The following is a 25460-nucleotide window of genomic DNA, read 5'->3' on the forward strand; positions in this document are numbered from 1 at the left end:
GCTTTACATAAGCAAAAAAATCCATAATAAAAGGATCAACCTCTCCTATGATTGAGAAGTTGACCCTTTCTTTATTTTCAATCTATGCGTTTCGCTTTAAATCGTTTCAATCTTAGTGCATTCAACAATTCAGATACTGAACTGAAACTCATTGCGGCTCCGGCAATCATCGGATTCAATAATGGTCCCCCGAATGCATAGAGGATACCCATTGCGACCGGGATTCCAAGTACATTATAAGCAAATGCCCAGAATAGGTTTTCTCTGATATTCTTGATCGTCGCACGGCTGAGCTCGATTGCTGTCGGTACGTCCATCAGGTCGCTTCTCATCAAAACGATATCCGCTGATTCGATCGCGACATCTGTTCCTGAACCGATTGCGATTCCGATGTCCGCTTGTGCTAATGCCGGTGCATCATTGATACCATCTCCGACCATTGCCACGTGTATCCCTTCGCTTTGAAGTTTTTGTACTTCGTTGGCTTTATCTTCAGGCAAGACTTCACTGAATACGCGGTCGATGCCGACTTGTTTGGCAATTGCGTTTGCAGTCCCTTTGTTGTCGCCGGTAATCATCGCTACTTGAATACCCATTTTATGCAGTTTTTCGATTGCCTGGACACTGTGTTCTTTGATCGTGTCGGCTACTGCAACGATCCCAATCAGTTGACCGTCCGCTGCGATAAACATAGGCGTTTTTCCTTCAGCTGCCAGATGATCAGCTGCTGCTTGTGAATCCAATAGATCGATGTTGTTTTCTGTGATCAGTTTTTTGTTTCCTAACAGCAAGTCTTGCTTTCCAACGGTTACTTTGATGCCTTGTCCCGGAATTGCATTAAAGTTCTTCACTGACTCTAACCGCAAGCCGCGTTCTCTGGCCCCTTCCACAATTGCTTCACCAAGCGGGTGTTCAGAACCTGTTTCTGCAGAAGCCGCTAATTCCAATACCTCTTCTTGGCTATACCCATTGTAGTTGAGGATATCTGTCACAACGGGCTTACCTTCTGTGATCGTTCCGGTTTTATCAAATACAATCGTTTGGACTTTCTGGGTAGATTCCAGCGCATCTCCGCTTTTAATTAAGACGCCGTTTTCTGCTCCTTTGCCCGTTCCGACCATGATCGCTGTCGGTGTTGCCAAGCCAAGTGCACAGGGACAAGCGATCACCAGTACGGAGATTGTGATTGTCAAGGCAAATACCCAAGACTCTTGTCCTAAAAAGAACCAGACAAGTCCAGAGAGAATCGCTAAGCCAATAACGATCGGTACGAATACACCAGATAATTTATCCGCCAGCTGTGCAATCGGTGCTTTTGATCCTTGTGCTTCTTCTACTAGTTGAATGATTTGAGATAACGTGGTGTCTTTTCCGACTTTTGTTGCTTTGAATTTGAACGAGCCGGTTTTATTGATGCTGGCACCGACGACATTATCTCCTTCATTCTTTTCTACAGGTAGACTTTCTCCAGTGATCATCGATTCGTCTACTGCAGATGTACCTTCAACGATCACACCATCGACTGGAATTTTCTCTCCTGGTCGAACAATCACGATGTCGTCTGTCATCACTTGATCAATGCCGATCTCTATCTCTTGACCGTCACGGACAACATTGGCTGTCTTTGGTGCTAAGTCCATCAGTTTCTTGATAGCTTCAGAAGTTTTGCCCTTTGAGACGGCTTCAAAATATTTCCCTAAAGTAATCAGCGTTAGGATAACAGCGGCTGATTCATAATACAGGCTCATCGCAAAATGATTGTCTCCCATGTAAATCAAGATTGTGCCGTATAAACTGTATAGAAATGCGGCACTTGTTCCCAATGCAACCAGAGAGTCCATATTGGGATGACCTTTAAATAGATTTCTAAATCCATTTGTAAAGAAAGAACGCCCGAAATACATGACCGGCAGTGTCAAAATCAATTGTGTGGTCGCAAAAGCGGTACTTTGTTCCATAGGATGTAAAAATCCCGGAATCGGCAGTCCAATCATTTCTCCCATTGCAATATAAAGAAGCGGTACGGAAAAAATGGCTGACCAGAAGAAACGGGTCCACATCTCTTTTATATGTGCTTGCTTCTAGTCTGCTTGTTCTTCTCCTGCTTCTTTGTTTTCTTCCAGATCGATTGCTTTGTAGCCGGCATCTTGGACTGCTTTCATAATGTCCGCTTTAGATAAAGCTTTTGCCTCGTATTCAACAGTCATCTTTTCAGTGGCCAAGTTGACTGAGGCACTGCTGACGCCACTGAGTTTACTGACGTTTTTTTCAACTGTCTATGCGCAAGATGCACAAGACATCCCCTCAATCTCATAAGTATGATTCAGGGTATTTTTACTGGCTTTATACCCGGCATCTTTAACAGCTTGTTCGATTTCTTGATTTTTAAGGACGTTTGTGTCGTAAGCGACACTCATTTTTTCTGTCGCCAGATTGACGTTGACCGAGTCGACACCCTTTAACTTGGCTACCGCCTTTTCAACCGTCTGTGCGCAAGATGCACAGGACATTCCTTCTATTTCATACGTTTCTTTTAACATAAGGCTTCCTCCTCTATTGCTTGATGATTTTTTATTATTCGTTTACGATTGTAACCTTAACTATGGATACACTATATCACATACGTTTACGATTGTAAACATATTAATTCAGATCTCCTTTAGAATCAATTTTCATCAATCACGGAATATATATCTTGAATAATGTAATATATACTGTACAACGTACACTATATATTACATGGAAGGGATGATTCAGTTTGTGGAAAATCATTTAAAGAGTGCACGCGCAGCCGTTAACCTGACGCAACAGCAGTTAGCGGAAAAAGCAGGTGTAACTCGTCAGACAATCAGTTTGATTGAAAAAGGAAGTTATAACCCGACGCTAAAGTTATGCCTGAACATTTGTCACATCGTCAATAAAACATTGGATGAACTGTTCTGGATAAACGAGGAGGAACGGAAACATAAAGAAAATCACGGATGAGCGACTTATACTAAAAAACCTAAAACAGATCAGAGTGTTGTTTGCGATTCAAATGGTCGGAATTTTAGGGATACTAGGTTACGACTTGATCACTAGAGGGTTCAGTGAAATGACGGATCGGCCATTATGGTTTTTACTGGTGATAACAGGGATTATAGCTGCCTATCAATCAGCCACTGTTAGTGTAGAACAGGAAAGGAAAATACCTCTCCTAATAAAGGATTCATCATCACCTTGATCATTATCAGTCTGCTTGTGATCGTCAGCGGAATTCTCAATTCCGTGATCGATGGCCTCAGCTGGATGAATGCCGTCATTATGCCGGGAATACTGTTTATCTGCTGTATTATCCCTGCTTATTACGTTTTTCGTTTAAGAAAGAAAAGAGATGACGAGCTGGATGACGACTAAAAGACACGTTGGCTTAAAGGTGGCATTCTTTTTGGTATACTAGATAAAACAGCTAGTAAAACAATTAGTAAGGATGAATATGTTATGTATGAATCTATTTTAGCTATTACCGGTCCAACTTCTGGTATTGGACAAGCAGCGGTCAAAGTGTTGGTAAAGCAATATGACCGTGTTCTGCTGTTGTGCAGAAATCTCACTAAGGGAGAAGCGCTAAAGAAGGCGTTATTTGAAATCAATCCGCAAGCAAGAGTCGACTTGATTGAATGTGACTTGAGTGATTTATCTTCTGTCAAAACAGCTGCAGCAACGACTCATAAACAAGTGAATCACATCGACTGTCTGATCAATAATGCCGGCATGGTCTCTACAACAAAAAGAGAAAGCAGCGATGGTTATGAGCTGATGATGGCAACAAACTATCTTGGACCGTTTTTACTTACGCATGAATTGCTGCCGCTGGTTATGAATAGTGAAAGCAAACAAGTCATAGTGGTTTCTTCTGGTGCTTATAAATTTGTCCCGATGAAAAGACCCTTCTTCAGCCCGCAGCATTTTAATCCACTCGCTGGATATGGCAGATCAAAACTCGGAACATTGTATCTGGCACAGGAACTGCATGAACAGTATTCACGACAAGGCTTAAAAACAACTGCCGTTCATCCGGGAATGGTCTCAACTAATATCGGTAGAAACAACGTCAGTCAGAAAGTTGGAGATTTTGTCTTCAAGCTGCTGGATCCTTTATTCGTGACGGTCGATGAAGGTGCCCAGCCGATTATTTTAGCCGCTGATCATCCTGAAAAATATGCTGGTGTTTATTCAGACGAGGGAAAAATCGCCGCCGTCAAGCAGTATGGGAGCGACTTTATCATGCGCAGAGAATTTATCGACGCCACATTACTAGAATTAGATCTTAAAGCCCTTTAAATCAAAAAGTACGCGTTCACTGTAAATTTTGGGTGAACTCGTACTTTTTTATCTTGTGATCATCCTCTTTTCCACTCATTATTACCTAATATAGGCTTATAAGCTTTTGAGCACTTGTTCTTTCAAAACCGGCAATACCTGTTCTTCGAACCAGGGATTCCGCTTCATCCATCCGTAATTCAACGGCGATGGATGAACAAGCGGTAAATATTCAGGTGCATATTGTTCAAAGTTCCGAACGGTCTCGGTCAAGTTTTTCTCCCGGCGTTTTCCCAGATAGTATTTTTGAGCGTAACTGCCGATCAGTATAATGGTTTCAATATGCGGCATCTCTGCTAATAGACGAGAATGCCATTTTTCAGCAAATCCTTTACGGGGCGGAACATCGCCTGATTTCGCTTTGCCAGGATAATAAAAATCCATCGGCAGATGAGCAATTTCATTCGTACTATAGAAAAATTCTCTAGAAACACCCATCCACTCACGCAGTCTATCTCCGCTGGCATCATTCCAGAACATTTGGGTTTCTTCTGCTTTTCGTCCTGGTGCCTGGCCGACGATTGCAATGCGGGCTTCTTTTGGTGCACTAAACAACGGAGGAACGCCGCGCTTTGTATAGCTTTCATTCATCGGATCCGCCATGATTTCTTGTCTGATTGCTTCTATTGTGGTCATTTCCTTAACGATCTCCTTGCTTTATTTTTTATCTTTTGAATTGATCTCATTTGCTTGATTCTATCGCTTTCTTTACACTATAACAAATTTCGATGCTCTATACTAAATGATCAACTGATTTACTGCTTCACTATCCGGTATATCATTAAATAACAGGGTCATTTCGATAAAAGCTTAAAATCATATCCTGACTGTGATAGACTTAGCTTGTAATAACGATGAATGAATGATGAGGAGATATAAACGTGCAGCAGATGAAAAGACTGAGTTTGATGGTAATCTCTATGGTATTTGTAGCATTTTCGGCTTCACTGACAATCAAAGCAGCTATTGGTCTAGCCGCATGGGATGCCATCGCTCAGTCTCTGGCGCACCTTTCTGCCATAAAAGTCGGCACGATCGGTATGATTTTAAATATTTCCTGTGTATTCGGACAACTGCTTTTATTAAAGAGCGCATTTCCGCCTAGACAACTGCTGCAAATTCCAGTCAGCGTTTTACTAGGCGTCTTAATTAATTATTTTTACTATACCCTCTTTGCTTCTCTGACTTTAACTCACTATGTATTTACTTTGCTGTTGTTCTTAACAGGAACCGTCTTGGCTGCTTTTGCGGTAAGTATGGTTATGACACTGAATATCGTCACATTTCCGCTGGAAGGTTTTTGTATGGCGCTGGCAGAAAAAACTCACACCCGCTTTGCTGTCATACGGCAGATGGTCGATGTCCTCGCTGTTCTCCTTACTGTCTTGCTGACCTTATCAGTTGGCGTTCCGATGACTGCAAGAGAAGGAACTGTAATCGGCATGCTGATCTTTGCCCCGCTTTTAGGCTTTTTCATCAAACGCCTTCAGCCCATTGTTGAAAATGTTACTGTAGAAGAATAACTGCGCTGTCTGACTAAATACTGATGTATCCATTTATAATTGAATGAAAAGCAAAAAAGTATTTCTCCTTAAAGAAATACTTTTTTTACTGATTTATTATTGCGTTTTATGTTTACTTCGTAATTTTCTTGACTGGCAACCATATTTCACTGTACGCATACCCACTTTTCTGATCATCCATTTTAGTAAATGAAAAATTCGGTGCCTGAATCAATTCATAATCAGAAGCCGGCAGCCACTCTGAGTAAGTTCTTGCCATGGTTTCTTGTAATACTGAAGGAAAAGGTCCTTCACATGGAAATACTGCCCAAGTGCAAGCTTCAACGAATATAGTATCTAAATCGTTGCTGATTTGACTTTCGGTTGTCATTACCCCAATCAAGTGCGTCAATTCTCCCTCCTCTTTCATAAAGTTTTCGTCAGCATCATAAGACACATTTACAATTTCACGTGGTTCTATATTTTGAAGAGTATGCATTTCTTTCCTTTGCTTCTCTGTAATACTCTGAGCCAGCTCGACAATTGCATTATTGACGCCTTCAAACTGCATTGGAACTCGTTTGCTGACCCCTGCGAAGCTAAATGCCGGTTTTTCTTCGATTCGGTAGTTCATTGAAATGCCTCCTTTTACATCAATGAAGAAAGATAGTCTTGGTACAAATTTGCTCATCCCTTTTTTGTGAACATCTGATGGTAAGAACCCACACCAATTCTTAAAGGCTCGCGTAAATCCATCAAGCGATTGGTATCCATACTTGAATGCCACTACTGTTACTTTTTCTCCATTCAATAAGTCTTTGTTGGCTTCTGTTAATTTACGGTTTTTTATATACTCAGTAACCGTCATACCAGATAAATGAAAGAACAACGTCCTTAAGTGATAATCAGAAACCCCCGCATATTCCGATAGTTTTTCAAGGGAGTCATCTTCAGTCAAATGCTCCTCAATATAGTCAATTACTTGATTCAGTTCTTTTAACATGGTCTCCTCCTTTCATAACTGTATAATAACAAAGTCACTGAGATATGACTCGATCATTTAGAAGCAAAACTGTCGTATTTCTCATTTTTATGTGAATAGTGTGGAAAATGAATAGTCTTATAAATAAGCCTTTTGGATATTTGAACAGAACCCATGATTCTATCCGCCAGGTTTAATAAGCAAAAAAATAAATACCTGATAGAATCATTCGATTTATGATACACTTTAACCGACAAAATACCCCAAATTAAAATAATGAATAGAGGAAACAACATGATAGCAAAAACAGAAGAAGATTTTAATGGATTAAAAGAAATCGGCAAGATTTGCGGATCCATTCGTGACGCATTAGTGGCGCATACAAAAGCGGGTATAACGACGAACGAGCTAGATGAAATGGCAAAAGACCTTTTTGAAAAGGCTGGAGCTCAGTCTGCCCCTAAAGGAGAATACAACTTTCCCGGGTATACTTGTATCAGCGTAAATAAAGAAGTAGCGCATGGTATTCCTGGTAATCGAATCATTCAAGAAGGTGACTTGGTCAATATTGATGTTTCCGGTTCTAAAGACGGTTACTTTGGGGACACGGGTGTTTCATTTGTCGTCGGAAAAGGGGATCCTGATGCACATAAGGTGTGTGAAGTCGTAAAAGAAGCTTTCGAAGCGGGACTTGCAAAGGCAAAACCTGGTTCAAACGCCAGCGGACTCGGAAAAGCGGCACATAATGTTGCCAGAAAACATAACTTGACCGTCATCAAAAATCTGACTGGTCACGGCATCGGGCGTTCTATCCATGAATCACCCAACCATATTTTCAATTACTACACTCGTTATGACGATACGCTATTAAAAGAAGGTATGGTCATTGCATGGGAACCTTTTATCTCGACCGCTGAAGAAGAAGTTTTTGAAGGCGATGACGGATGGACTTTTTTAGTTAGAGACAGCTATGTTGACTACCGCCAGCGAAATGTACCAGCGCTGCCAAGTTTTGTACCACCCTTTGCCATGAAATGTACCAGTCATTGCCAACCTGTTTACCACTTATTAACTTCTGTATAATTAATGTGCATGCCTACGGCATTTAAGCCTAAAGCATGACATTTATTATATGGAGGTTTTTTTATGTTCCAATATAGGAAAGTATTGGAGATGAGGTCTGATGGCTTTTCGCTTCGAAGTATTCGTGCAGCTACTGGTCACTCAAGACAAAAAATAACGGAAGTCATTCGACTTGCGGAAAAAAAGGAGGTGACACTACCGTTAACAGATGAGATGACAGATAAATGGCTCGAAGAGTTTTTGTATCCTGAAAAGACGATGGAAGGATCAGGTTACCGACCGATTGACTTTGAATACATTCACAAAGAGTTGGGAAAGAAGAATGTCACTTTAACACTGCTTCATCATGAATATGAAGTGCAGTGTCGAGCAGAAAACGCTATTCCTTATGCCTATCGCAGTTTCATTCGTCATTATAGAAAATATGCAGAAAAACATAAGGCAACGATGCGAATTAAACGAAAGCCAGGAGAAATTTTAGAAGTCGACTGGGCTGGATCTACCGGTACTTTAATTGACCGAGATACTGGTGAGAAGGTGAAAGTCTATGTATTCGTAGCGACATTTCCTAGTAGTCAATTGTCCTACGTTGAAGGTTTTTTATCAATGAACTTAACGTCGTGGATCACAGCCCATAGACATGCTTACGACTATTTTGGTGGTGTGAGTGAAGTTCTAGTCCCTGACAACTTAAAAACAGGGGTTCAGGAAAATACGCGAAAGCAATTAGTACTAAATCCTACTTATAAAGATATGGCGAATCATTACGGCACATTCGTGATGCCAGCTCGAGTAAAATATCCAAAGGATAAAGCGTCAGTAGAAGGGTCTGTACGCACAATCTCGACTTGGATTATCGCTGCCATGAGGCACACTCAATGCTTCACTTTAAAGGAATGGAATGACGTTGCCAAAGAAAAATTAGAAGAGTTCAATCATCGTGATTTTACGAAGCGTGAAGGTTCCAGATGGTCAGCATTTTTAGAAGAAGAGAAATCGTACCTTTCTCCTCTTCCGCCAACACCTTATCAGATGTCTGAATGGTTAACCGCCAAAGTTCAACCAGACTATCATATCTCTGTTAAAAGTCAGTTTTATTCTGTTCCTTATGAATATATCAGTCAACAGGTAGATGTGAGAGTTACAGATCATCTTATTGAAGTATTCTACAATCATATGAGAATCGCTTCTCATTCACGATTATATGGGAAATATGGCAGGCAGTCCACTAACCGAGATCATATGCCAGAGAACCATAAATTATATACGGATCAAACCCCACAAAATGCCATTGCATGGGCAAAAGATATTGGACGATCTACCTTACAAGTGGTCGAATTAATTCTAAAAAACGCTGCCGTTGAACGACAAGGTGTTCAGTCCATTTTCACTCTTAAGAAAGTGTTACGCAAACACACAAAGTATGAATTGGAAAAAGCCTGCCAGACGGTACTGGACGTCACAGAAAGACCGACGGTCTCTCTTGTTAAAACAGCCCTTAAAAATAATCAGAAGCAGATAAAAGAAGAACAAATGAAGAAAGCAGTAGATAAATTAACTCAGAACCATGGATTCACCCGTGGAGCTAGATACTATGGAGGACGTTTAAATGATGAATGAAGATACGATAACAAAATTGATTGAAATGAAAATGAGTGGCATGGCAGAGGCCTATAAGCAACAGGCACAAAACAAGCAATATAACGATCTGGGCTTCGAAGATCGCTTTAAGCTATTAGTAGACAGCGAACATTCTCGTCGCAAAAGTAATAAGCTTCAACGCTTAATAAGGCAAGCTGCATTCGAAGTTCCTTCAGCATCAATTGAGGAGATTCAATATTTCGAAGACCGACGGTTACCAAAAGAAGAGATCTTACGCTTAGCTTCTGGGTTGTACTTAGAAAATAAGAACAACATCATTCTGATGGGAGCAACTGGAGCTGGGAAAACCTACTTAGCCTGTGCCTTTGGTATAGCTGCTTGTCGTCAATTTTATAAAGTTCAGTATGTTCGCCTACCTGAACTCCTAGATGAGTTTAAGATAGCAAAAAATCAACCAGATGACAGCTATAAAAAATTAATGCGTAAGTACACCAAGAAAGAACTACTCATTATTGATGAGTGGCTTCTTCATGACTTAACAGAAGAAGAACTATACTTGACCATGGAAATCATAGAAAAACGGGAAAAGACGACTTCTACGATCTTCTGTACCCAGTTCAACACAGCCGGATGGCACTCTAAACTGGGAGGTGGTCCCACAGGAGAAGCAGTTATTGATCGGATTGTTCATAATTCCTACACCATCACTATTGATGGTGAAACATCTATGCGTGAACGACTGGGTTTATCCAATAACTTCTAAGATATTATTATGAAAAACTAATATAATCCTATGGATTATGTAAAGGTGTCCCATAACTAACTTAAATCACAGTGGTTATGGGATATTTCTTTAGTGGTACATCGAGCTGGCAAAAGGTGGTACATTCTTTGGCAAACAGTGGTAAGAAAGTTGGCATCAATGGTACAAATGTGTGGCAGTAGTCAGCTATGTCGCTCAATATGAGCATACAATCATTCTTTCAAAATCTGGCCCAATCATTACGACGCTGTAGTCAGCAGACACTTTCTGGATGATTGAAGCGAGCTTTTTAACTGAAATCACAAAATAAAAAATAGGCTTCGCTGATTATGCCGGCGAAGCCTATTTTTTTGATTACTGTTTTACAGATACCGTTTTTTCTGGTACTTCTAGTATTTCCGGATGATGTGCTTCGTACTCGTCTAACAATGCACGAACCTCATTGGTGGTGACGGTTTCCATCAATTTTGTTCTCAACTCGCTGGCACCTTTTATTCCGCGGACGTAGATTTTGAAGAAACGACGCAGCGGTTTGAATGAACGTCCGTCTTCAACAGAATACTGATCAAACAAATCCAGATGCATTCTTAAAAGATCCAGCAGTTCTTTGCCGCTGTGCTCTCTAGGTTCTTTTTCAAAAGCGTGTGGATTTGTGAAGACTCCGCGTCCAATCATGACTCCGTCGACACCGTATTTTTCAACCAGCTCCAAGCCGGTTTTGCGGTCAGGAATATCTCCATTAATCGTAAGTAAGGTGTCGGGAGCGATTTCGTCTCTCAGTTGCTTGAGATCTCCAATCATTTCCCAGTGTGCATCATACTTGCTCATTTCATTTCTGGTTCGTAAATGAATCGACAAGTTGACGATATCTTGTTTCAACAAGTGTGTAATCCACTCGCGCCACTCATCTAACTTCGCATAACCCAGTCTTGTTTTCACGCTGACTGGAAGTCCTCCAGCTTTTGCTGCTTCAATCAGTTCAGCAGCGACTTCTGGACGCTTGATCAGACCGCTTCCTTTTCCTTTTTTAGCCACGTTCGGTACCGGGCAGCCCATGTTGATATCGATTCCTTTGAAACCTGCTTCCGCCATCCCGATACTCATTTCACGGAAAAATTCCGGCTGGTCTCCCCAGATATGCGCCACGATCGGTTGTTCATCTTCTGTAAAGGTCAGACGTCCGCGTACACTATTGCGTCCTTCTGGGTGGCAGTAGCTCACTGTATTCGTAAACTCCGTAAAAAAGACATCCGGTCTGCCGGCTTCAGCGATGACATGTCTGAAGACAACGTCCGTGACATCCTCCATTGGTGCCAAGACGAAAAACGGCTTCGGCAAGTCTTTCCAAAAATTATTTTCCATATTTAATAACGAATCCTTTCTTATTCAAATCCACTATTCTGTTCATTTAAATAGGTAAGTTCATCTTTCAATTTACCTAGACTAACTCTATCTATTTTAGCTGTTATAGCGATTTTGTCAAATGAACTTTGAATAAATAAGTCGATTGACTTTTATAAGGAAGTATAATGAAGTGAACAATCAACCATACTTTTTCTGATGAGCCCTTTTCATTTCCAGGTATGCTTTATCTTCGCGGACAATCTTCCACTTTTCCTCAAAGATTGCTGCTGACTCAGCTTTTTCTTCATTGATTTCCCGCTCTTTTACTTCACCGTTCTCGTCGTATTTTTTCCCGCCTTTATAGTTTGCATAGCGGCGCGAGCGGGTATAGCCCATCTGCAAAAATTTCCTGGCCATATCCATTCCGACAAAGTCCTCTGCTTCTTTGTAATCCAGATACATTTGATAAATTTTTTCAGATGATTTCTTGGCAATCTCAGGTGTCTTGAAGCGCCAGTGCGGCAGGATCTCACCTTTGTACGGCTCGACCATCAGTACACCCTGCTCGCCGCGTCCGATTCTATACAGCTCGGGTTGCTCGCGAAAATCAATTTTGTCGAAGTCCAAATCATAGTTAAAAGCCATATGCCATTCCTCTTTTCACTCATCTGATATTTTTTACTCGTATTTTCATCATATCATCCAGCAGCAGAATGATTGAGTAAGAGACCTTGTGACAAGATAGTGATAATAGCAACTGTATAGATACTCATTCAGCTTTCCTTATTTTAATCAGTGATAGAAAAATAATAATGACAATGCCCACCACTACTAGCTCCGTCTCTATCAGCACGAGTCTTATATCACAAAAATTACCCAATCCGCTTACCGCAGCGACAGTCGCCAGTTCCATTGTAGATTTCAATGTAGTGAAAGCCGTCATCAACTGACCGATTTTGTGCTCAGGCAAGACGAATTGGATCAAAGTGTAAAAGCCAGTATGGATGTACGTCAGCGCGAAAAAATCAGGAAGACAAGAAAAAAGATACTTTCCAATTGGAGAGTATCTTTCACTGCGTGTCGAGAGCTGGATGCTGGATTCAACAATATTCTTCATTTTTCAATTGTTTTCTTATCAATTTGACTGTCTCTGTATCTGTAGCAGTTCCTAATTCAAAGTGTTGTTGGTAAGTTTCATGTCCTTTACCTGTTACGACGATGATCGTCGGGCCAGCAGCTGCAGCTGCAGCTTTATAAACAGCACGCGTTCGATCCATTTCTACGACAATACTCTTATCTAGATATTTTTTATACTCTTCTTTCATTTCTTCTTCAGGTACTTTGTTCAAATCGTCTAAAGTTAAAATCGTTTTGTCGCTTCTTTTAGAAGAGACCTCAATCATTTTATTTCGTTTCGTTATATCTCTATTTCCTCTAAATCCAAAAATATGGATCAGATGATACTTTGGATAAATTTCCCTTACCGTTTTCAGCAGCAGATCTACAGCTTCAGCAGTATGAGCATAATCGACTACTGAATAGACTTCATCCTTTATTAAATAGCTCTCAAATCTTCCCGCTATCTGTTCAATATCTTGTATCCAATCATTTACTTGATCAAATGACTTACCCATATCATAAACAACTGATCCTGCCATTATTGTATTGATTACATTATAAGTTCCTGGCAGCGGAGATTTCACCTTATAAGTATCCTGTTCTATTGATATCATACCATTCGTCTTTAGAATTTCATCTATTTGAATATTAGCATTATTCTTACTTCCGACTGTCAGTACTTCCTGACCTTCTTGTTCTAACAAGTTTTTAAGTTTCATTCCCCAGTCATCGTCTGTATAGACGATGGCTTTCCCATTGCTTTTCAAATATGAGAATAATCGTTTTTTTGAATAAAAATAGTCTTCCATTGTATTGTGATAATCTAAGTGATCATGTTGCAAATTCATAAATAACGCATAGTCGAATTCTAGACCTTCCATACGGTGCTGAGCTAAGCCTTGAGAGGAAACTTCAATGACTACTGCTTCATCATCAGATTGCGATAACTGTTCTTGAATGAAGCATGATGGCGGAGTAGTCAATGCACTTTTAGTTCGAACACCATTTACTTCATTGAAAATTGTCCCAAAGTAACTTACCCGATAGCCTATTTTTTTCAATAAGTGCTGAATAAATAATGATGTCGTTGTTTTTCCATTCGTACCTGTAACCCCTATAACTAATTTATCGCGGCTGGGGAATCCATAAAAAGCCGCAGCCAACTGACCTAATACTTTTCTTGAATTATCTACTTGAATATAAGGAACAGAAATCTGTTCAGCCGGATATTCTCCAATCACAACAGCAGCGCCTCGTTCGACTGCTTCCTCTATAAAATCATGACCATCCACTTCATGTCCTTTTACTGCAATAAACAGATACCCTGCTTTTACTTTAGTAGAACTTTCTGTTATCCCTGTGATATCCTTATTTTCTGTCGAGTTTTGAAGTTCAGTAACAGAGCTGAGCTTTGATAACTTGTAGAGTTCCATCTTCCTTCTCCTTAACCTTAATAAATCTATAATCAATATTCCTTTATTTTTATTAAAACAATATGGTTGTAACTTACTTTTTTTACATTCCTAACGATAAAGTAAAAAAGTCTTTACTTCAACTAAAAGAAATAAATAACAAGAACAACTTTATACATATAATTTGCAGTTCAGTTTAAATACTTAAATTCATCATTTAATGAGTTAATTTGTCATCATGATTTGCATATAACTGCTGCAACAAAATTAATCATTTAAAGCTGCAGGTAAAATAAAAAGCTGATTTTGAACAGGAGTTTGTTCAGAACCAGCTTTTCTATTATTAACTTCTCAATCCGCGGCCTTTTTCAATCAGGTACCAGCAGATTGCATACAATACTACGATGAATATGATGAGAATAGCTATTGATAGTAAAACAGGTACGTCGATTACGCCAAGGAATCCGTAACGGAATCCTGAAACCATATAAACGATCGGATTGACCTGAGAAACTGTCTGCCAGAATGGCGGTAGTGTCGAGATCGCGTAGAATACTCCACCTAGATAAGTCAGCGGTTGTAAGACAAATGTTGGTACGATCGATACATCATCGAATGATTGAGCAAAAATTCCGTTCAGCAATCCTGCTAATGAAAATAATGTCGAGGTCATTAATAGTGTTAGAATGACCATAAACCAGGAGTACACTTGAAGCGGTACAAACAAGAGTGAAATGATCGTTACCAGTGTACCAACAAGTATACTTCTGCCGAGTCCGCCAATCACGAATCCCCACATAATGACATGTGTCGGTACTGGCGCAATCAGCAGTTCTTCAATATTCTTCTGAAACTTTTGAGAGAAAAATGATGAAGAAACATTGGAATAAGAACTGGTAATGACAGACATCATGATCAGACCCGGAACGATAAATTCCATGTAAGAGAAGCCTTCCATCTGTCCAATTCGTTCTCCGATCAAATTTCCGAAAATAACAAAGTATAGTGATGTTGTGATAACTGGTGGTACTAATGTCTGTACCCAGATACGCAAATAGCGGTTTGTTTCCTTGACCGCCAGACTTTTCAGTGCGGTTAAATAAAGATTAAACATGTGCAGCCTCCACTTGATTTTCTTCTGTGATCTTCAGGAACAGTTCTTCTAAACGATTGGATTTATTCCGCATCGAAAGAACTTTTATTCCTTGTTGTGTAAGCTGGTTGAAGACCTCATTGATTCCCTGATTCCGCTCCACTTCAACTTCAAGTGTATTTTCATCTACCAGCGTGCTAGTATACCCTTTGATCTCGGGTGCCTGAGTATGATCGTCCAGATCAAAAATGAACGTTTCAAACTGCAGTTTTGCAAGCAGTGATTTCATGGTGGTATTTTCAATCAGTTCGCCTTTTTGAATGATTCCGATATTGCGGCACAGCATTTCTGCTTCTTCCAGATAATGGGTCGTCAGGATAATGGTGGTTCCGTTCTGATTCAATTCTTTCAGGAAAGTCCACATTTCCCGGCGCAGCTCGATATCCACGCCCGCTGTCGGTTCATCTAATATCAGTAAACGAGGTTCATGCATCAATGCGCGTGCAATCATCAAACGCCGCTTCATTCCGCCAGACAGCATACGAGCACGTTCATTCCGTTTTTCCCACAAGTCAGATTGCTTCAAGTATTTTTCACTGCGCTTCAACGCTTCTTTACGCGATACACCATAATATCCCGCTTGATTGACGACGATCTGTTGTACGGTCTCAAATGGATTGAAGTTGAATTCCTGCGGCACTAATCCAATCTGTTGTTTTAAGCGGACTAAATCCGTATCCAAATCATACCCAAGTACATTTACCTTTCCAGAAGTCTTATTCACGAGTGAGGTAATAATACCGATTGTTGTTGATTTTCCGGCACCGTTTGGACCTAATAGCGCATAGAAGTCTCCTTCTTCTACGGTCAGGTCAATGCCTCGCAGAGCTTCAACCCCGGTTCCATAGACTTTTCTCAAGTCTTTTATTTCTAGTGCATATGTCATGTACGAACAATCTCCTTAAACTTTGATGCTTTATTTTAACATGGAATGACTTATTATTTGTATAAAAGATCATTAATCGGATTATTATTTTCATTTAACGGCAGAGGAATTACTATATTCAATCCTCTTTACTGTCAGTATTTCTTTTTAAGGAGAATGAGACCACTTCCGTGCAGCACAGTCGGCAGAACTAGTTGCAATATCTCTTTTGGAACTAGTTAATCTGAAATACTTGCACGAACTGGTTCTAATAGGGGGATTGCGACCACTTCCTTGCAGCACAGTTGTCAGAACTAGTCGCAATATCCTTTTTGGAACCAGTTAATCTGGAATACGCGCACGAACTGGTTCTAATATGGAGATTGCGATCACTTTGGTACCGCACAGTCATCAAACCTAGTCGCTAACGAACGAAATATAATAGAATTTTAGAAAAACAAACTGCAGAGATGTACTTGCTATACAATTCGTTATGCTATACTTAGTCCACCTTTTACTAACAGAAGGAGCAAACTTGAACCAGAGGTGGAGGTTGAAATGAAACCTGATCAGGAAACGTTACTCAATACGCTGTACAACCTTATTCTGAATCCGGCGACTCGGAACTTTGAGCGTTCTATACTGCAGTCTGCTAAAGATACGTTAGATGACGATAGAAATCTGAACCGCCACTTGGCAGAAATTGAGGCTCAATTGCGTCCGCTGGCTTTAAGGAACAATCTAACGCCGGACGTGATGGATTTTTATAACCAGATCACGGGAAATGATTCGACGGTTGGTTCATTTGATTTCTCCAACCATCAGCTTGAGAGTGCAGAATATCAGGATTCGGCTACCTTTGCTGGAGGCTGTTTCTGGTGCATGGTCGAACCCTTTGAAGAACGGAATGGAATCCTATCTGTCTTATCCGGATATACCGGAGGAGATTTTGAGAACCCCAACTATGACCAGGTAGTGGGTCAGTATACCGGTCATGTAGAAGCCGTGGAAATCCTTTTTGATAAACGGTTGATTGAATATGAAGAACTGTTGGACATTTTCTGGAAATTAACGGATCCAACAGATGCTTCCGGTCAGTTCCAGGACCGCGGGGAACAGTATCGTTCAATCATCTTTGTCAAAGATGAAGAACAGCGGTTGACCGCTGAACGTTCCAAGCTGCAGCTGGAGGAATCTCATACGTTCAAACAGCCGATCGTGACTGAAATCAAATCCGCCGGAACCTTCTGGCCGGCTGAAAATTATCATCAGCAGTTTTATAAGAAGAACCCAAAGCGGCATAAAGGCATGTGGAAATCTCATAAACAGTTTCTGTTCTTTAGACGGCTGCAAGCCAAACTATACTACGGACTCAAACGGTTCAGAAAATAGCTTAACCCATGATTTTAATACAAGCAAAAAGGACGTTGGTGAAAAATCCCAGCGTCCTTTACTCATTCTATCCTTTTAAAATAAAATAGATTTAAATCTGTTCTTCAGTATCTACGTTTGATTCTTTTAATCCATTATTCCCTCTGCGTTTATGCACATGCACGTCTAATCCTTCTTGTTCCAGGAATTGACTGAACGGGACGAGCTCTTCTGCTTCATAACGTTCTTTAAATTGATTGATATCTTCTTCTGAATATAATTTCGGATCCAGTTTCAGTTTTTCTACTGGAATCGGACGGTCGTCACTGACTTTTAAATCGATGACCACAGTACGTCCTGATTTTTCCAGCTCAACAGCTTTCTGGAAGACTTCCTCAAGCTCGCTGATTTCTCTGACTGTGAATCCGACTGCTCCGAGTCCTTCGCCGACTTTGGCGTAATCTGCAGATTGAAAATCGACACCAAAGTAATTATGGTTAGTGTCCTCCTGTTCCGCTTTAATAAACGCATACTCGTCATTTGAGAATACAACATGAATGCTTGGCAGTTTATGCTGAACAGTTGTGATAATGTCTTGCATGACCATCGCAAACGCGCCTTCACCGGTCAGATCCCATACTTGTCTGTCTGGGAAATTTTTCTTAGCCGCAATGGCACCTGGCAGTCCATTTCCCATTGTGGCAAATACACCTGAAGTTCTCCACATGTTTTTCGGTGTCATTTTCAGATGACGTATGGAAGTTTGCGTCGTATTTCCGACGTCCGTAGAAAAAATCGCATCTTCATCTGCAACTTTATTGATTGCATTATAGGCTTGATAGACTTGCAACTCGCCTTCTGTTTTCTTTTCCAGTTTTTCGATATAATCAGCCCAGTTTTTGATGTTATTCAGGTTCGCACGATACCAGCCGCTTTCTGGTTTTTCAGAAATTTTATCGGTAATGGAACGGATCGCTGCCCCAGCATCTCCTAGAATAGCTGCATCCACTGGATGTCTTTTTCCTAGTTTATATGGATCTATATCGATTTGGATAAATTTCTTAACGTGATCAAATACACCCGTCACTTCAGTAAACGGATAGTTACTTCCAGCAAACAGTACGGCATCTGCTTCTTCAAACACTTCTACTGCCGGTTTTCTAGCAACCCGGTTAGCAGAACCAAGTAATGCCTCAAAATCATGCGGGAATGTATCGTAATTGATTCCTGTAACAGCTACGGGTGCTTTCAGCTTGCGAGATAATTCCATAACAGCTTCCCCATTACCGCGTGTTCCGATTCCGGCATAAATAACGGGACGCTCCGCATTTTCCAGAATTTCAACTGCTGCCTCGATATCTTTTTCATCTGGAACTGGAAATGGTAATTCACGGTGAGCACTTGCGGATGAATACCAGCTGTCTTCTTCAATTTCGACCCAGCCATAACTGACCGGTACCTCCACGCAGGCTACTCCATTACGCGTAATCGCTGTTCGAATTGCTTCATCGATTATTTTCGGTAATTGTTCCGGATACGCTACTCGTCTATTATAAACCGCTACATCCGCAAATACTGGATTGTGATTCATTTCTTGAAAAGCATCCATATTAATCTCATTCTCTGCGCGCTGTCCAATAATCGCCAGCATCGGTACGCCATCTTCCCGTGCATCATATAGCCCGTTCATTAAATGCGTCGCACCCGGTCCGCCTGATCCTAAAGCTACTCCGATTTTCCCACTGAATTTGTACTGCATTGATGCGGCCAATGCTCCGACTTCTTCATGACGAACTTGGATAAAGTCCATATTCGTTTCTTCGTGCTTCAAGGCATCCATCCAAGAGTTCAAAGATCCTGCCGGTATTCCGTAGATCTGTTCTACTCCCCAGTTTTCTAATACCTTGATCGCGGCAACCCCTGCTTCGATTTTACCAGTTTGTTTATTCATAATTCTCCATTCCTCCTGTCATTAAAAAAATGCTTCATTATTAGTATATATTCAGTAGTCTAGCTTATTAATTAAGCTAAACTGTCATCATGAGAAAATAAACTCTTCTCCTTACATCCCTTACCTTACACCCACTCAGTTTTTCATTCAATTATTTTGAATTTATTGCACCCTATTACAATAAACTTAATTTTTTGAACGAAAGTAGAATTTATCTACAAGTATGAAATTTTCTCATTATAGAAAAAACTTATCCACTTAATTCCTTGCTTTAGCTTTAGGAAAATTGGCCAATTCCCGTTTATTTCTTAAGCACTTGTATTGTGTTTCTTATAATATATATTAGCCACCATTGCTGTTATCCCTGTACTTATACCAATTATAACGATAAATGGTATAAAAATAGAGCGAAAGCTTTCCTCATATAAAAGTCCTCCTAAAGTAGGTCCAAGAAAAAAAGCAAGATTTCCGCCCATTGTGGTAAATGCAAAAGCCGTGGTTTATAGCTCTTCAGGTGCTGATTTCCCTGTTAAAACTTGTATTTTAGGTGCAATAATTAATTCTCCAATTGCCAATAGAATAGCTGAAAGAATAAAAATAGAAACTGAAAATGAAAACCCAAAAATCAAAATTCCAACTGTATAAAAGATAGAACCAATAATTAATTGTACATTTAATTTTACAAATTTAGATATTTTAATTGAAATAGGTTGTAGTATCAAAATAGTAGCTGTCATCGCAATCATCATACTCGCTAGAGCATTAGGTCCATCCTTTGTTACTTCTGTTAAATGCAAAGCAAAATTTGTATTATATTGTGCTTCTATAAAATTAATACTGAAAAAAGAGAAGAACAAAAAAAGAGAAGCTTTACTTTTACATAATATTAAAATATCATTCTTTAAATTCTCTATTACAGCTAACAATTGGGGTGAATCTTGTTTTTCTTCTAGTAATTTCTTTTTTCTTTTATATGGAAAAAGAATTAATGTACTAATTGCCAAGAAAAAGAGTGCTCCTGAAAATAGAAAAAATGGAAATTCTGATTTTCCATCACTCAATAGCGCACCCACAAGTGGCCCGATTGCTCCGCTCAAATTTATAATCCAATAATTGATTTCGATTATAGTATCGGAATTTCTGTTAGAATATCTCATCAAACAACTCATTAATAATGGGTTGTAAATAGACCATCCTATTCCACAAACTACTGAAGAAAGTAGCATAAGTACATAGCTATCAAAAAAAATGTACCCCAACATTCCATAGGCAGGTAGAAAAATCGATAAAATAATAGAAAATTTATCTGAGAAATAATCAATAATATTAGAGGCTATTACCCCTAAAAACAATTGAATCAAACCAGGAATCCCAATAATTAATCCGATTTGGGCTGTAGAAAAGTAAGTTGTATAGCTTAAGAAAATTGTAAGAAATGGCATCGATAAAAATCTGAAAAAAGTGATAATAAAACTAGTTGATAAAAAAAAGTAAGTATACTTGTTCAAATTAGTTAATGATATTTTTTTCAACATTTATCCCCCTTTCTATAAAATTCAGCTTTGAAAAATTTCATTTTCAACTTCTATCCCTACAGTATTAATATAGTATGTTTTACTGTTGTTCCCGTCTTCTAAATTATCATATTTTGTCATTAACTTATTATATTCTTCCATCCATGATTTAAATTCTTCTTCTGTACATTTGATTTGTCGTGTTTGAGATATACTATTTTTCCCATTTATTAAATTGATATTCTTAGCTATAACCATTTTTGCATTCTCCAATTGTTGCATAATAATGGTGTTATGCACAGAACCAATATCTTCTTTTAGATGGGGTAATAATTTTTGATCTACTTCAAAGCCTTTATGAGTAGCTCTATAATATTTGTAGACATTACCTTTCACTTCTTCTTTCCTCGTAATACTAATCATTCCAAATTTTTCTAATTCTTTTAAATGATAAAATACTTTTGCTTTTGGTAAATTAGTCTCTTTCCCAATTTCAGTAACCGTCATTTCTTTTTCTATCAACATAATCACAATTTTCACTCTCAAGGAATCCGAAATCACTTTAAGTTGATCATAATTTTCAATTAAATATTTTTCCAATTTAAACACTCCTCATTTCATCTTTATAGGTTAATAAAAATTAACTGGTAAATTAATATTAACCCTAATGAATATATTTGTAAAATGTCTTTTAATAACTTTTTCGAATCGCAAATAAATATAAAGCCCTAAGAGGAAAGCTTTACTCTTAGGACTCTATTAATTGTATATATGCTTTAATCATTCAATTTATTAATTATAAAAAAATTTAAATATATTCTAATCGACTTCAACCTCATCAGCTGGATTGACAGGGTTTTTCCATTGTTTCTGCTTTTCTTTATGATATTTAATGGCTTCTAAAAGAGGGACTAGTGTAGCAGCAACAAGTCCTCCGGCAAATCCATTGTTGTATAAATTAACTCCCCCATGTAAAAAACTCGTGTTCATTACAACAAGTAGATGTAAGGCTCCGGCGATGATGCCTACTTTGTTACCATAATGCCCTGCCAGAGGAGCTAAGGTAGTTCCAAAAAGTCCAACGGTAATAACAGAAGTCGAACTGATATCATATGAGCTGATTAATCCTAGCCCAGTTACCCCTATTAAAATGGGTATTACATTTTTGGGATGTTTTCCAAATGATCCAAATCCAGCTAAGGTAAGAATGCCTCCTATTACTGGACCATTTAGATCTCCTCCTAATACTAATGAATAGCCAATTCCCAATAATCCTAATATAGAAACATTGATTAGACTGATGCTAAACCCACTTATATCTACAAAATCTGTTGATAATTGTCCAGTCTCTTTAATTAAATTTTTATATCCTCTAAATGTCCACCCATTTAAAAATAGCCCAATTAGCAGAAGAGAAAGAAATAAGATAAAGAGAATAATTTTAGCTGGAATATTATTCCCTGAAGAAAGCAAAATTACAGGTTCAATATCTACTCCAAAACCTCGAAGCAGCGAAGAGAAAACGGTACCAATAATGCCGCTGGTAAATCCTATATTATACAAACTGAATCCTTTAGTGAATTTTATAAAACTATCTGATAATGGAGGAATAAGAAACCCTGCTATAATTCCTGAAATCCAGCCAGCACCTATTCCTATTGGTATAGAAAGCCCTATATTAAAGGAGATCTCACTCACTAAAGGACCTAATGCTGTTCCGAATAATGCAGCTAGTAGAGAGTTCTTAGCTGGAACATGGGTCACCTTAGCATATAAAAATGCACCTATCACAATCGGCATGGAATTATATAAATTCTTACCAAAAAAGGAAAATCCGGCAATTGTTAAGACTGCGGCAATGATGGGACCATTGATTTTAGCATGAACGATTCGAATAATCGCCATTGCATGCAGAATCATTAAGCCAGAGTTGAAGAAAGTCACCCCTGCATCTGTTAAAGCAAAATAATCAGTAAATAAATTGGCTGGAGACAAAAGAATTTTTACCTGTCCGTTGAAAATTTCTTGGGGAGTATTAAATATAAAGGATAAAATTATGAAGTATCCTGCGATACCAGTAAAAATCAAATATTTTGTATGTTCACTTACCTTTTTATCTATATTTAACGTGTGACTTTTCTGTCGGATCACCTTCATCTGATTCCTCACTTTCGATAGATTTAATAGATACTTATCTTAAGTTCAGTAATTTATTTAAAGTCGAATTCTACCATCACTTCTTATTATATTCTCAATTTTTTCGTATAATTCTTCTAATTGATGAGTTCGGTTTCTTCCACAGCTTTTTGCAGCTTGCTTACATATTAGACATTGTCGTAAAGGATAACTTAATTGTTTACGAGATATGCTTTCAATTAGACCATTTTTATTATATAAAACATCATTATCAAAGAGTCGTCCTAATTCTTTTTGTTCTTCGATTTCGATCATAAGCTGTTTGATGTCTATAGGAAGACCATTTATCACGTAAAAACATTCAGGACCTGTGGGTAAATTTATTTCTTTAAAATAGATAATTTCGTAGTCATTTCTGTATAAAGTTTCCTCTATTTCTTTTTTCCCGAATTCAAATAGTTGCTGGATTATTGCATTATTCTTTACTGGTCCAGGTATGTTACATTTTAAAGAAATCAATGTATGTTTTGGAAATTTATCACTTAATTTTTTTTGAAATAACGAACGATTCTCTCGATTTTTCAGTACTTCTTCTAGAGAAGGAATGGAACCTTCAAAAATACCCATACTTATCCTCCCAAGTTTATATTTTCTAATTTAATAAATAAAATAGTAATAGCTAATAAATCTGCGGAACCTCCTGGGCTGATCCACCTTTCACGAAAGCGTTCATTTATATTAATAATTTTTTCTATAGCATTATGTTGCTGCATACCTCCGTTTTCTAGAAATATTCTAGCTGTTTGTTTTACGTATTCCAATGCTTCTATTCCACCACGAGAAACTACAGTGGAATCTTGAACATCTGACATTAATATAAAAAGTATATCTAAGTAAATATCCTTCGTACTATGTGCTGGTTTTCTAAAGCTACCTTTTCTTAATTTTGGGAGAACATTTTTAACAGTGGGAAATCCAGCTTCTGCTTCTCCTCGTATCCCTAAAAATCCAAACTCTATATACAATTTTTCACCATTCGTTAATATTTCTTTTGTCTCTAACGCAGAAAAGTCTTTTGAAACTAATCCTTCCGTCATTTTTTGTATAGTTGAAAAAACGATTTCCACTTCGGTAGGTTTAAGGACCGGTAATTCTTTAACAGTTGTTTTCTGATAATTCTTTAAAGAAAAGGCAACTGCAGAAATAACAATTCCCATTGAAAAAATAATGCCTTTATGTGTATTGATTCCATTTGTTACTTTAAACATATTTTTTTCTATTTCGATACCTGTTTTGCGAATTTTCGTAAACAGTGAACGAGCATCTCCAGTATGATTGAATCCATTCATAGCAAATTCTACAAAACCACTATACAAGCTGCTGGCACTATCTATAAAAGTGAAAATATCCATATCTTTGTGAGAACCATTATCTATAGAGTCTACTAGCCCAGGTTTCGGCTCTAATACAGCTTCGTATAAGACAGCTTGCTGTGCATAACGTCCAAGTTTATTGGCCCAGTTCTGATAACGACTTATTTCATTTTCTGGGATAATTTCAGTCTCTATTTTAACTTCTACCATGCGACTCCTTAACTCCTTCTTGTACACGGACCATTTCTTGAATGACAAATGATTTTGAGTAATCTAAATGTTCTTCGATGACATCTGAGATTTTATCATATTCTTGATTTTTCATCATTTTAAAAATCTGACAATGTTCATTCAATGCTTTTCTTCTTCTATTTTCTCCTGATAGTGAGATATCACGGAATCTCATAAGATATTCTCGTAGTTTTCGAACAATGGCTTCCAAACGAGGCATTCTACTATACTGATAGATCATCATATTAAAATCTGAGAAATATTGAATGACTTTATCTACTTCTTCTGCTTCATTTGCACGCTTTGTCTCTTCTAGGAGGTTTTCCATTTGAGAAAATTCCTTTGCTGACATAATTTTCATAGCATTAGTGGTCGCTAGAATATCGAGTGATTTACGAATTTGGTAGATTTCTTCTGCATCTTCTACGGAAATTTTTTTAACGACTACTCCAAATTTTGGAATATACTCCACTAACCCTTCTTTCTCGATCCTTCGAAGTGCTTCTCGAATGGGTGTCCGGCTAATATTCAATTGTACTGCACATTCCTTTTCATTTATTCTTTCCCCAACAGGAATGATTCCTTTAATAATGGCTTGGCGAAAACCTTCAAACACAATCTCATTTAATGGTTTGTTTTGGGACAAATCCATTATTTCTATTACTTCATCAATATAGCTGTCCAATATTATCTACTC

The 25460-nt window shown here is 38.5% G+C and carries 22 protein-coding genes and 1 pseudogene; 7 read left to right on the forward strand and 16 right to left on the reverse strand.

What is annotated here, in order from left to right:
* Window positions 1-77: 77 nt before the first annotated feature.
* Window positions 78-2540: pseudogene (locus BKP56_RS01415) on the reverse strand (heavy metal translocating P-type ATPase).
* Between the two features lie 199 nt (window positions 2541-2739).
* On the opposite strand from BKP56_RS01415, the gene BKP56_RS01420 reads away from it, so the two are divergent.
* Together BKP56_RS01420 and BKP56_RS01430 are read left to right on the forward strand one after the other, a co-directional pair.
* Entirely contained in the window at window positions 2740-2985 is a 246-nt protein-coding gene (locus BKP56_RS01420) for a helix-turn-helix transcriptional regulator (protein WP_442914824.1), read from the forward strand.
* Between the two features lie 495 nt (window positions 2986-3480).
* Window positions 3481-4323: an SDR family NAD(P)-dependent oxidoreductase gene (locus BKP56_RS01430; protein ID WP_072693402.1), complete on the forward strand. Its 843-nt coding sequence runs from the start codon at window positions 3481-3483 to the stop codon at window positions 4321-4323.
* Window positions 4324-4419: 96 nt separating this feature from the next.
* Here BKP56_RS01430 and BKP56_RS01435 read toward each other — a convergent pair whose 3' ends face one another.
* Window positions 4420-4998 carry a uracil-DNA glycosylase family protein gene (locus tag BKP56_RS01435; RefSeq protein WP_072693403.1) on the reverse strand — a complete coding sequence of 193 codons (579 nt, stop codon included), beginning with the start codon at window positions 4996-4998 and terminating at the stop codon, window positions 4420-4422.
* A gap of 245 nt (window positions 4999-5243) precedes the next feature.
* Here BKP56_RS01435 and BKP56_RS01440 point away from each other — a divergent pair, with 245 nt between their 5' ends.
* Entirely contained in the window at window positions 5244-5885 is a 642-nt protein-coding gene (locus BKP56_RS01440; RefSeq protein ID WP_083540435.1) for a YczE/YyaS/YitT family protein, read from the forward strand.
* A 112-nt stretch (window positions 5886-5997) separates the two neighbouring features.
* On the opposite strand, the gene BKP56_RS01445 is transcribed toward BKP56_RS01440, so the two are convergent.
* Complete coding sequence (locus BKP56_RS01445; protein WP_072693404.1) at window positions 5998-6867, reverse strand: AraC family transcriptional regulator; 870 nt, start codon at window positions 6865-6867, stop codon at window positions 5998-6000.
* A gap of 273 nt (window positions 6868-7140) precedes the next feature.
* On the opposite strand from BKP56_RS01445, the gene map reads away from it, so the two are divergent.
* The 3 genes from map (at window position 7141) to istB (ending at window position 10294) form a co-directional block, all read left to right on the forward strand.
* On the forward strand, window positions 7141-7929 hold the full coding sequence (gene map / locus BKP56_RS01450; RefSeq protein ID WP_083540436.1) for a type I methionyl aminopeptidase: 789 nt from the start codon (window positions 7141-7143) through the stop codon (window positions 7927-7929).
* Window positions 7930-7992: 63 nt separating this feature from the next.
* On the forward strand, window positions 7993-9549 hold the full coding sequence (gene istA / locus BKP56_RS01455) for an IS21 family transposase (protein WP_072693405.1): 1557 nt from the start codon (window positions 7993-7995) through the stop codon (window positions 9547-9549).
* The gene (gene istB, locus BKP56_RS01460; RefSeq protein ID WP_022796280.1) at window positions 9539-10294 is read left to right on the forward strand and encodes an IS21-like element helper ATPase IstB; all 756 of its coding nucleotides are present in this window, start codon (window positions 9539-9541) and stop codon (window positions 10292-10294) included. Before istA ends, istB begins: the two co-directional genes overlap by 11 nt.
* A gap of 354 nt (window positions 10295-10648) precedes the next feature.
* Here the strand turns inward: istB and BKP56_RS01465 are convergent, their stop codons facing one another.
* The 6 genes from BKP56_RS01465 to BKP56_RS01490 form a co-directional block, all read right to left on the reverse strand.
* The gene (locus tag BKP56_RS01465; protein ID WP_072693406.1) at window positions 10649-11656 is read right to left on the reverse strand and encodes a tRNA dihydrouridine synthase; all 1008 of its coding nucleotides are present in this window, start codon (window positions 11654-11656) and stop codon (window positions 10649-10651) included.
* 180 nt (window positions 11657-11836) lie between these two features.
* A complete protein-coding gene (locus BKP56_RS01470; RefSeq protein ID WP_072693407.1) occupies window positions 11837-12283 on the reverse strand; it encodes a DUF4385 domain-containing protein in 447 nt (148 codons plus the stop codon).
* 124 nt (window positions 12284-12407) lie between these two features.
* The gene (locus BKP56_RS13700) at window positions 12408-12608 is read right to left on the reverse strand and encodes a hypothetical protein (protein ID WP_156849199.1); all 201 of its coding nucleotides are present in this window, start codon (window positions 12606-12608) and stop codon (window positions 12408-12410) included.
* A gap of 130 nt (window positions 12609-12738) precedes the next feature.
* Window positions 12739-14190, reverse strand: a complete 1452-nt coding sequence (locus BKP56_RS01480) for a UDP-N-acetylmuramoyl-L-alanyl-D-glutamate--2,6-diaminopimelate ligase (RefSeq protein ID WP_072693409.1) — start codon at window positions 14188-14190, stop codon at window positions 12739-12741.
* A 322-nt stretch (window positions 14191-14512) separates the two neighbouring features.
* Complete coding sequence (locus BKP56_RS01485) at window positions 14513-15283, reverse strand: ABC transporter permease (RefSeq protein ID WP_072693410.1); 771 nt, start codon at window positions 15281-15283, stop codon at window positions 14513-14515.
* Entirely contained in the window at window positions 15276-16208 is a 933-nt protein-coding gene (locus BKP56_RS01490; RefSeq protein ID WP_072693411.1) for an ABC transporter ATP-binding protein, read from the reverse strand. The genes BKP56_RS01485 and BKP56_RS01490 overlap by 8 nt, the downstream gene beginning before the upstream one ends.
* Window positions 16209-16745: 537 nt before the next feature.
* On the opposite strand from BKP56_RS01490, the gene msrA reads away from it, so the two are divergent.
* The gene (msrA, locus tag BKP56_RS01495; RefSeq protein WP_072693412.1) at window positions 16746-17579 is read left to right on the forward strand and encodes a peptide-methionine (S)-S-oxide reductase MsrA; all 834 of its coding nucleotides are present in this window, start codon (window positions 16746-16748) and stop codon (window positions 17577-17579) included.
* Between the two features lie 91 nt (window positions 17580-17670).
* On the opposite strand, the gene spxB is transcribed toward msrA, so the two are convergent.
* The 7 genes from spxB to BKP56_RS01530 all read right to left on the reverse strand — a co-directional run bounded on the left by spxB (window position 17671) and on the right by BKP56_RS01530 (window position 25448).
* Entirely contained in the window at window positions 17671-19509 is a 1839-nt protein-coding gene (gene spxB / locus BKP56_RS01500; protein WP_072693413.1) for a pyruvate oxidase, read from the reverse strand.
* Window positions 19510-20009: 500 nt separating this feature from the next.
* The gene (locus BKP56_RS01505) at window positions 20010-21041 is read right to left on the reverse strand and encodes an MFS transporter (RefSeq protein WP_198033968.1); all 1032 of its coding nucleotides are present in this window, start codon (window positions 21039-21041) and stop codon (window positions 20010-20012) included.
* Between the two features lie 24 nt (window positions 21042-21065).
* Window positions 21066-21623 (reverse strand): winged helix-turn-helix domain-containing protein, encoded by a 558-nt coding sequence (locus tag BKP56_RS01510; RefSeq protein ID WP_072693415.1) that lies wholly within the window; start codon window positions 21621-21623, stop codon window positions 21066-21068.
* A 219-nt stretch (window positions 21624-21842) separates the two neighbouring features.
* Window positions 21843-23180 carry a DUF1576 domain-containing protein gene (locus BKP56_RS01515; protein WP_072693416.1) on the reverse strand — a complete coding sequence of 446 codons (1338 nt, stop codon included), beginning with the start codon at window positions 23178-23180 and terminating at the stop codon, window positions 21843-21845.
* 57 nt (window positions 23181-23237) lie between these two features.
* Window positions 23238-23786 carry a citrate lyase holo-[acyl-carrier protein] synthase gene (gene citX / locus BKP56_RS01520; protein WP_072693417.1) on the reverse strand — a complete coding sequence of 183 codons (549 nt, stop codon included), beginning with the start codon at window positions 23784-23786 and terminating at the stop codon, window positions 23238-23240.
* Window positions 23787-23788: 2 nt separating this feature from the next.
* Complete coding sequence (gene citG, locus BKP56_RS01525; RefSeq protein ID WP_083540437.1) at window positions 23789-24742, reverse strand: triphosphoribosyl-dephospho-CoA synthase CitG; 954 nt, start codon at window positions 24740-24742, stop codon at window positions 23789-23791.
* Complete coding sequence (locus tag BKP56_RS01530) at window positions 24729-25448, reverse strand: GntR family transcriptional regulator (RefSeq protein ID WP_072693418.1); 720 nt, start codon at window positions 25446-25448, stop codon at window positions 24729-24731. The genes citG and BKP56_RS01530 overlap by 14 nt, the downstream gene beginning before the upstream one ends.
* Window positions 25449-25460 lie beyond the last annotated feature (12 nt).

This window comes from Marinilactibacillus sp. 15R, from assembly GCF_001895285.1.
GTDB lineage: Bacteria > Bacillota > Bacilli > Lactobacillales > Carnobacteriaceae_A > Marinilactibacillus > Marinilactibacillus piezotolerans.

Bases quoted from the DNA above. Each gene is read 5' to 3' on its own strand.
- BKP56_RS01420 (WP_442914824.1), top strand. From the start codon at position 2,740: ATGGAAGGGATGATTCAGTTTGTGGAAAATCATTTAAAGAGTGCACGC.
- BKP56_RS01430 (WP_072693402.1), top strand. From the start codon at position 3,481: ATGTATGAATCTATTTTAGCTATTACCGGTCCAACTTCTGGTATTGGA.
- BKP56_RS01435 (WP_072693403.1), bottom strand. From the start codon at position 4,998: ATGACCACAATAGAAGCAATCAGACAAGAAATCATGGCGGATCCGATG.
- BKP56_RS01445 (WP_072693404.1), bottom strand. From the start codon at position 6,867: ATGTTAAAAGAACTGAATCAAGTAATTGACTATATTGAGGAGCATTTG.
- map (WP_083540436.1), top strand. From the start codon at position 7,141: ATGATAGCAAAAACAGAAGAAGATTTTAATGGATTAAAAGAAATCGGC.
- istA (WP_072693405.1), top strand. From the start codon at position 7,993: ATGTTCCAATATAGGAAAGTATTGGAGATGAGGTCTGATGGCTTTTCG.
- istB (WP_022796280.1), top strand. From the start codon at position 9,539: ATGATGAATGAAGATACGATAACAAAATTGATTGAAATGAAAATGAGT.
- BKP56_RS01465 (WP_072693406.1), bottom strand. From the start codon at position 11,656: ATGGAAAATAATTTTTGGAAAGACTTGCCGAAGCCGTTTTTCGTCTTG.
- BKP56_RS01470 (WP_072693407.1), bottom strand. From the start codon at position 12,283: ATGGCTTTTAACTATGATTTGGACTTCGACAAAATTGATTTTCGCGAG.
- BKP56_RS01480 (WP_072693409.1), bottom strand. From the start codon at position 14,190: ATGGAACTCTACAAGTTATCAAAGCTCAGCTCTGTTACTGAACTTCAA.
- BKP56_RS01485 (WP_072693410.1), bottom strand. From the start codon at position 15,283: ATGTTTAATCTTTATTTAACCGCACTGAAAAGTCTGGCGGTCAAGGAA.
- BKP56_RS01490 (WP_072693411.1), bottom strand. From the start codon at position 16,208: ATGACATATGCACTAGAAATAAAAGACTTGAGAAAAGTCTATGGAACC.
- msrA (WP_072693412.1), top strand. From the start codon at position 16,746: ATGAAACCTGATCAGGAAACGTTACTCAATACGCTGTACAACCTTATT.
- spxB (WP_072693413.1), bottom strand. From the start codon at position 19,509: ATGAATAAACAAACTGGTAAAATCGAAGCAGGGGTTGCCGCGATCAAG.
- BKP56_RS01515 (WP_072693416.1), bottom strand. From the start codon at position 23,180: ATGAAGGTGATCCGACAGAAAAGTCACACGTTAAATATAGATAAAAAG.
- citX (WP_072693417.1), bottom strand. From the start codon at position 23,786: ATGGGTATTTTTGAAGGTTCCATTCCTTCTCTAGAAGAAGTACTGAAA.
- citG (WP_083540437.1), bottom strand. From the start codon at position 24,742: ATGGTAGAAGTTAAAATAGAGACTGAAATTATCCCAGAAAATGAAATA.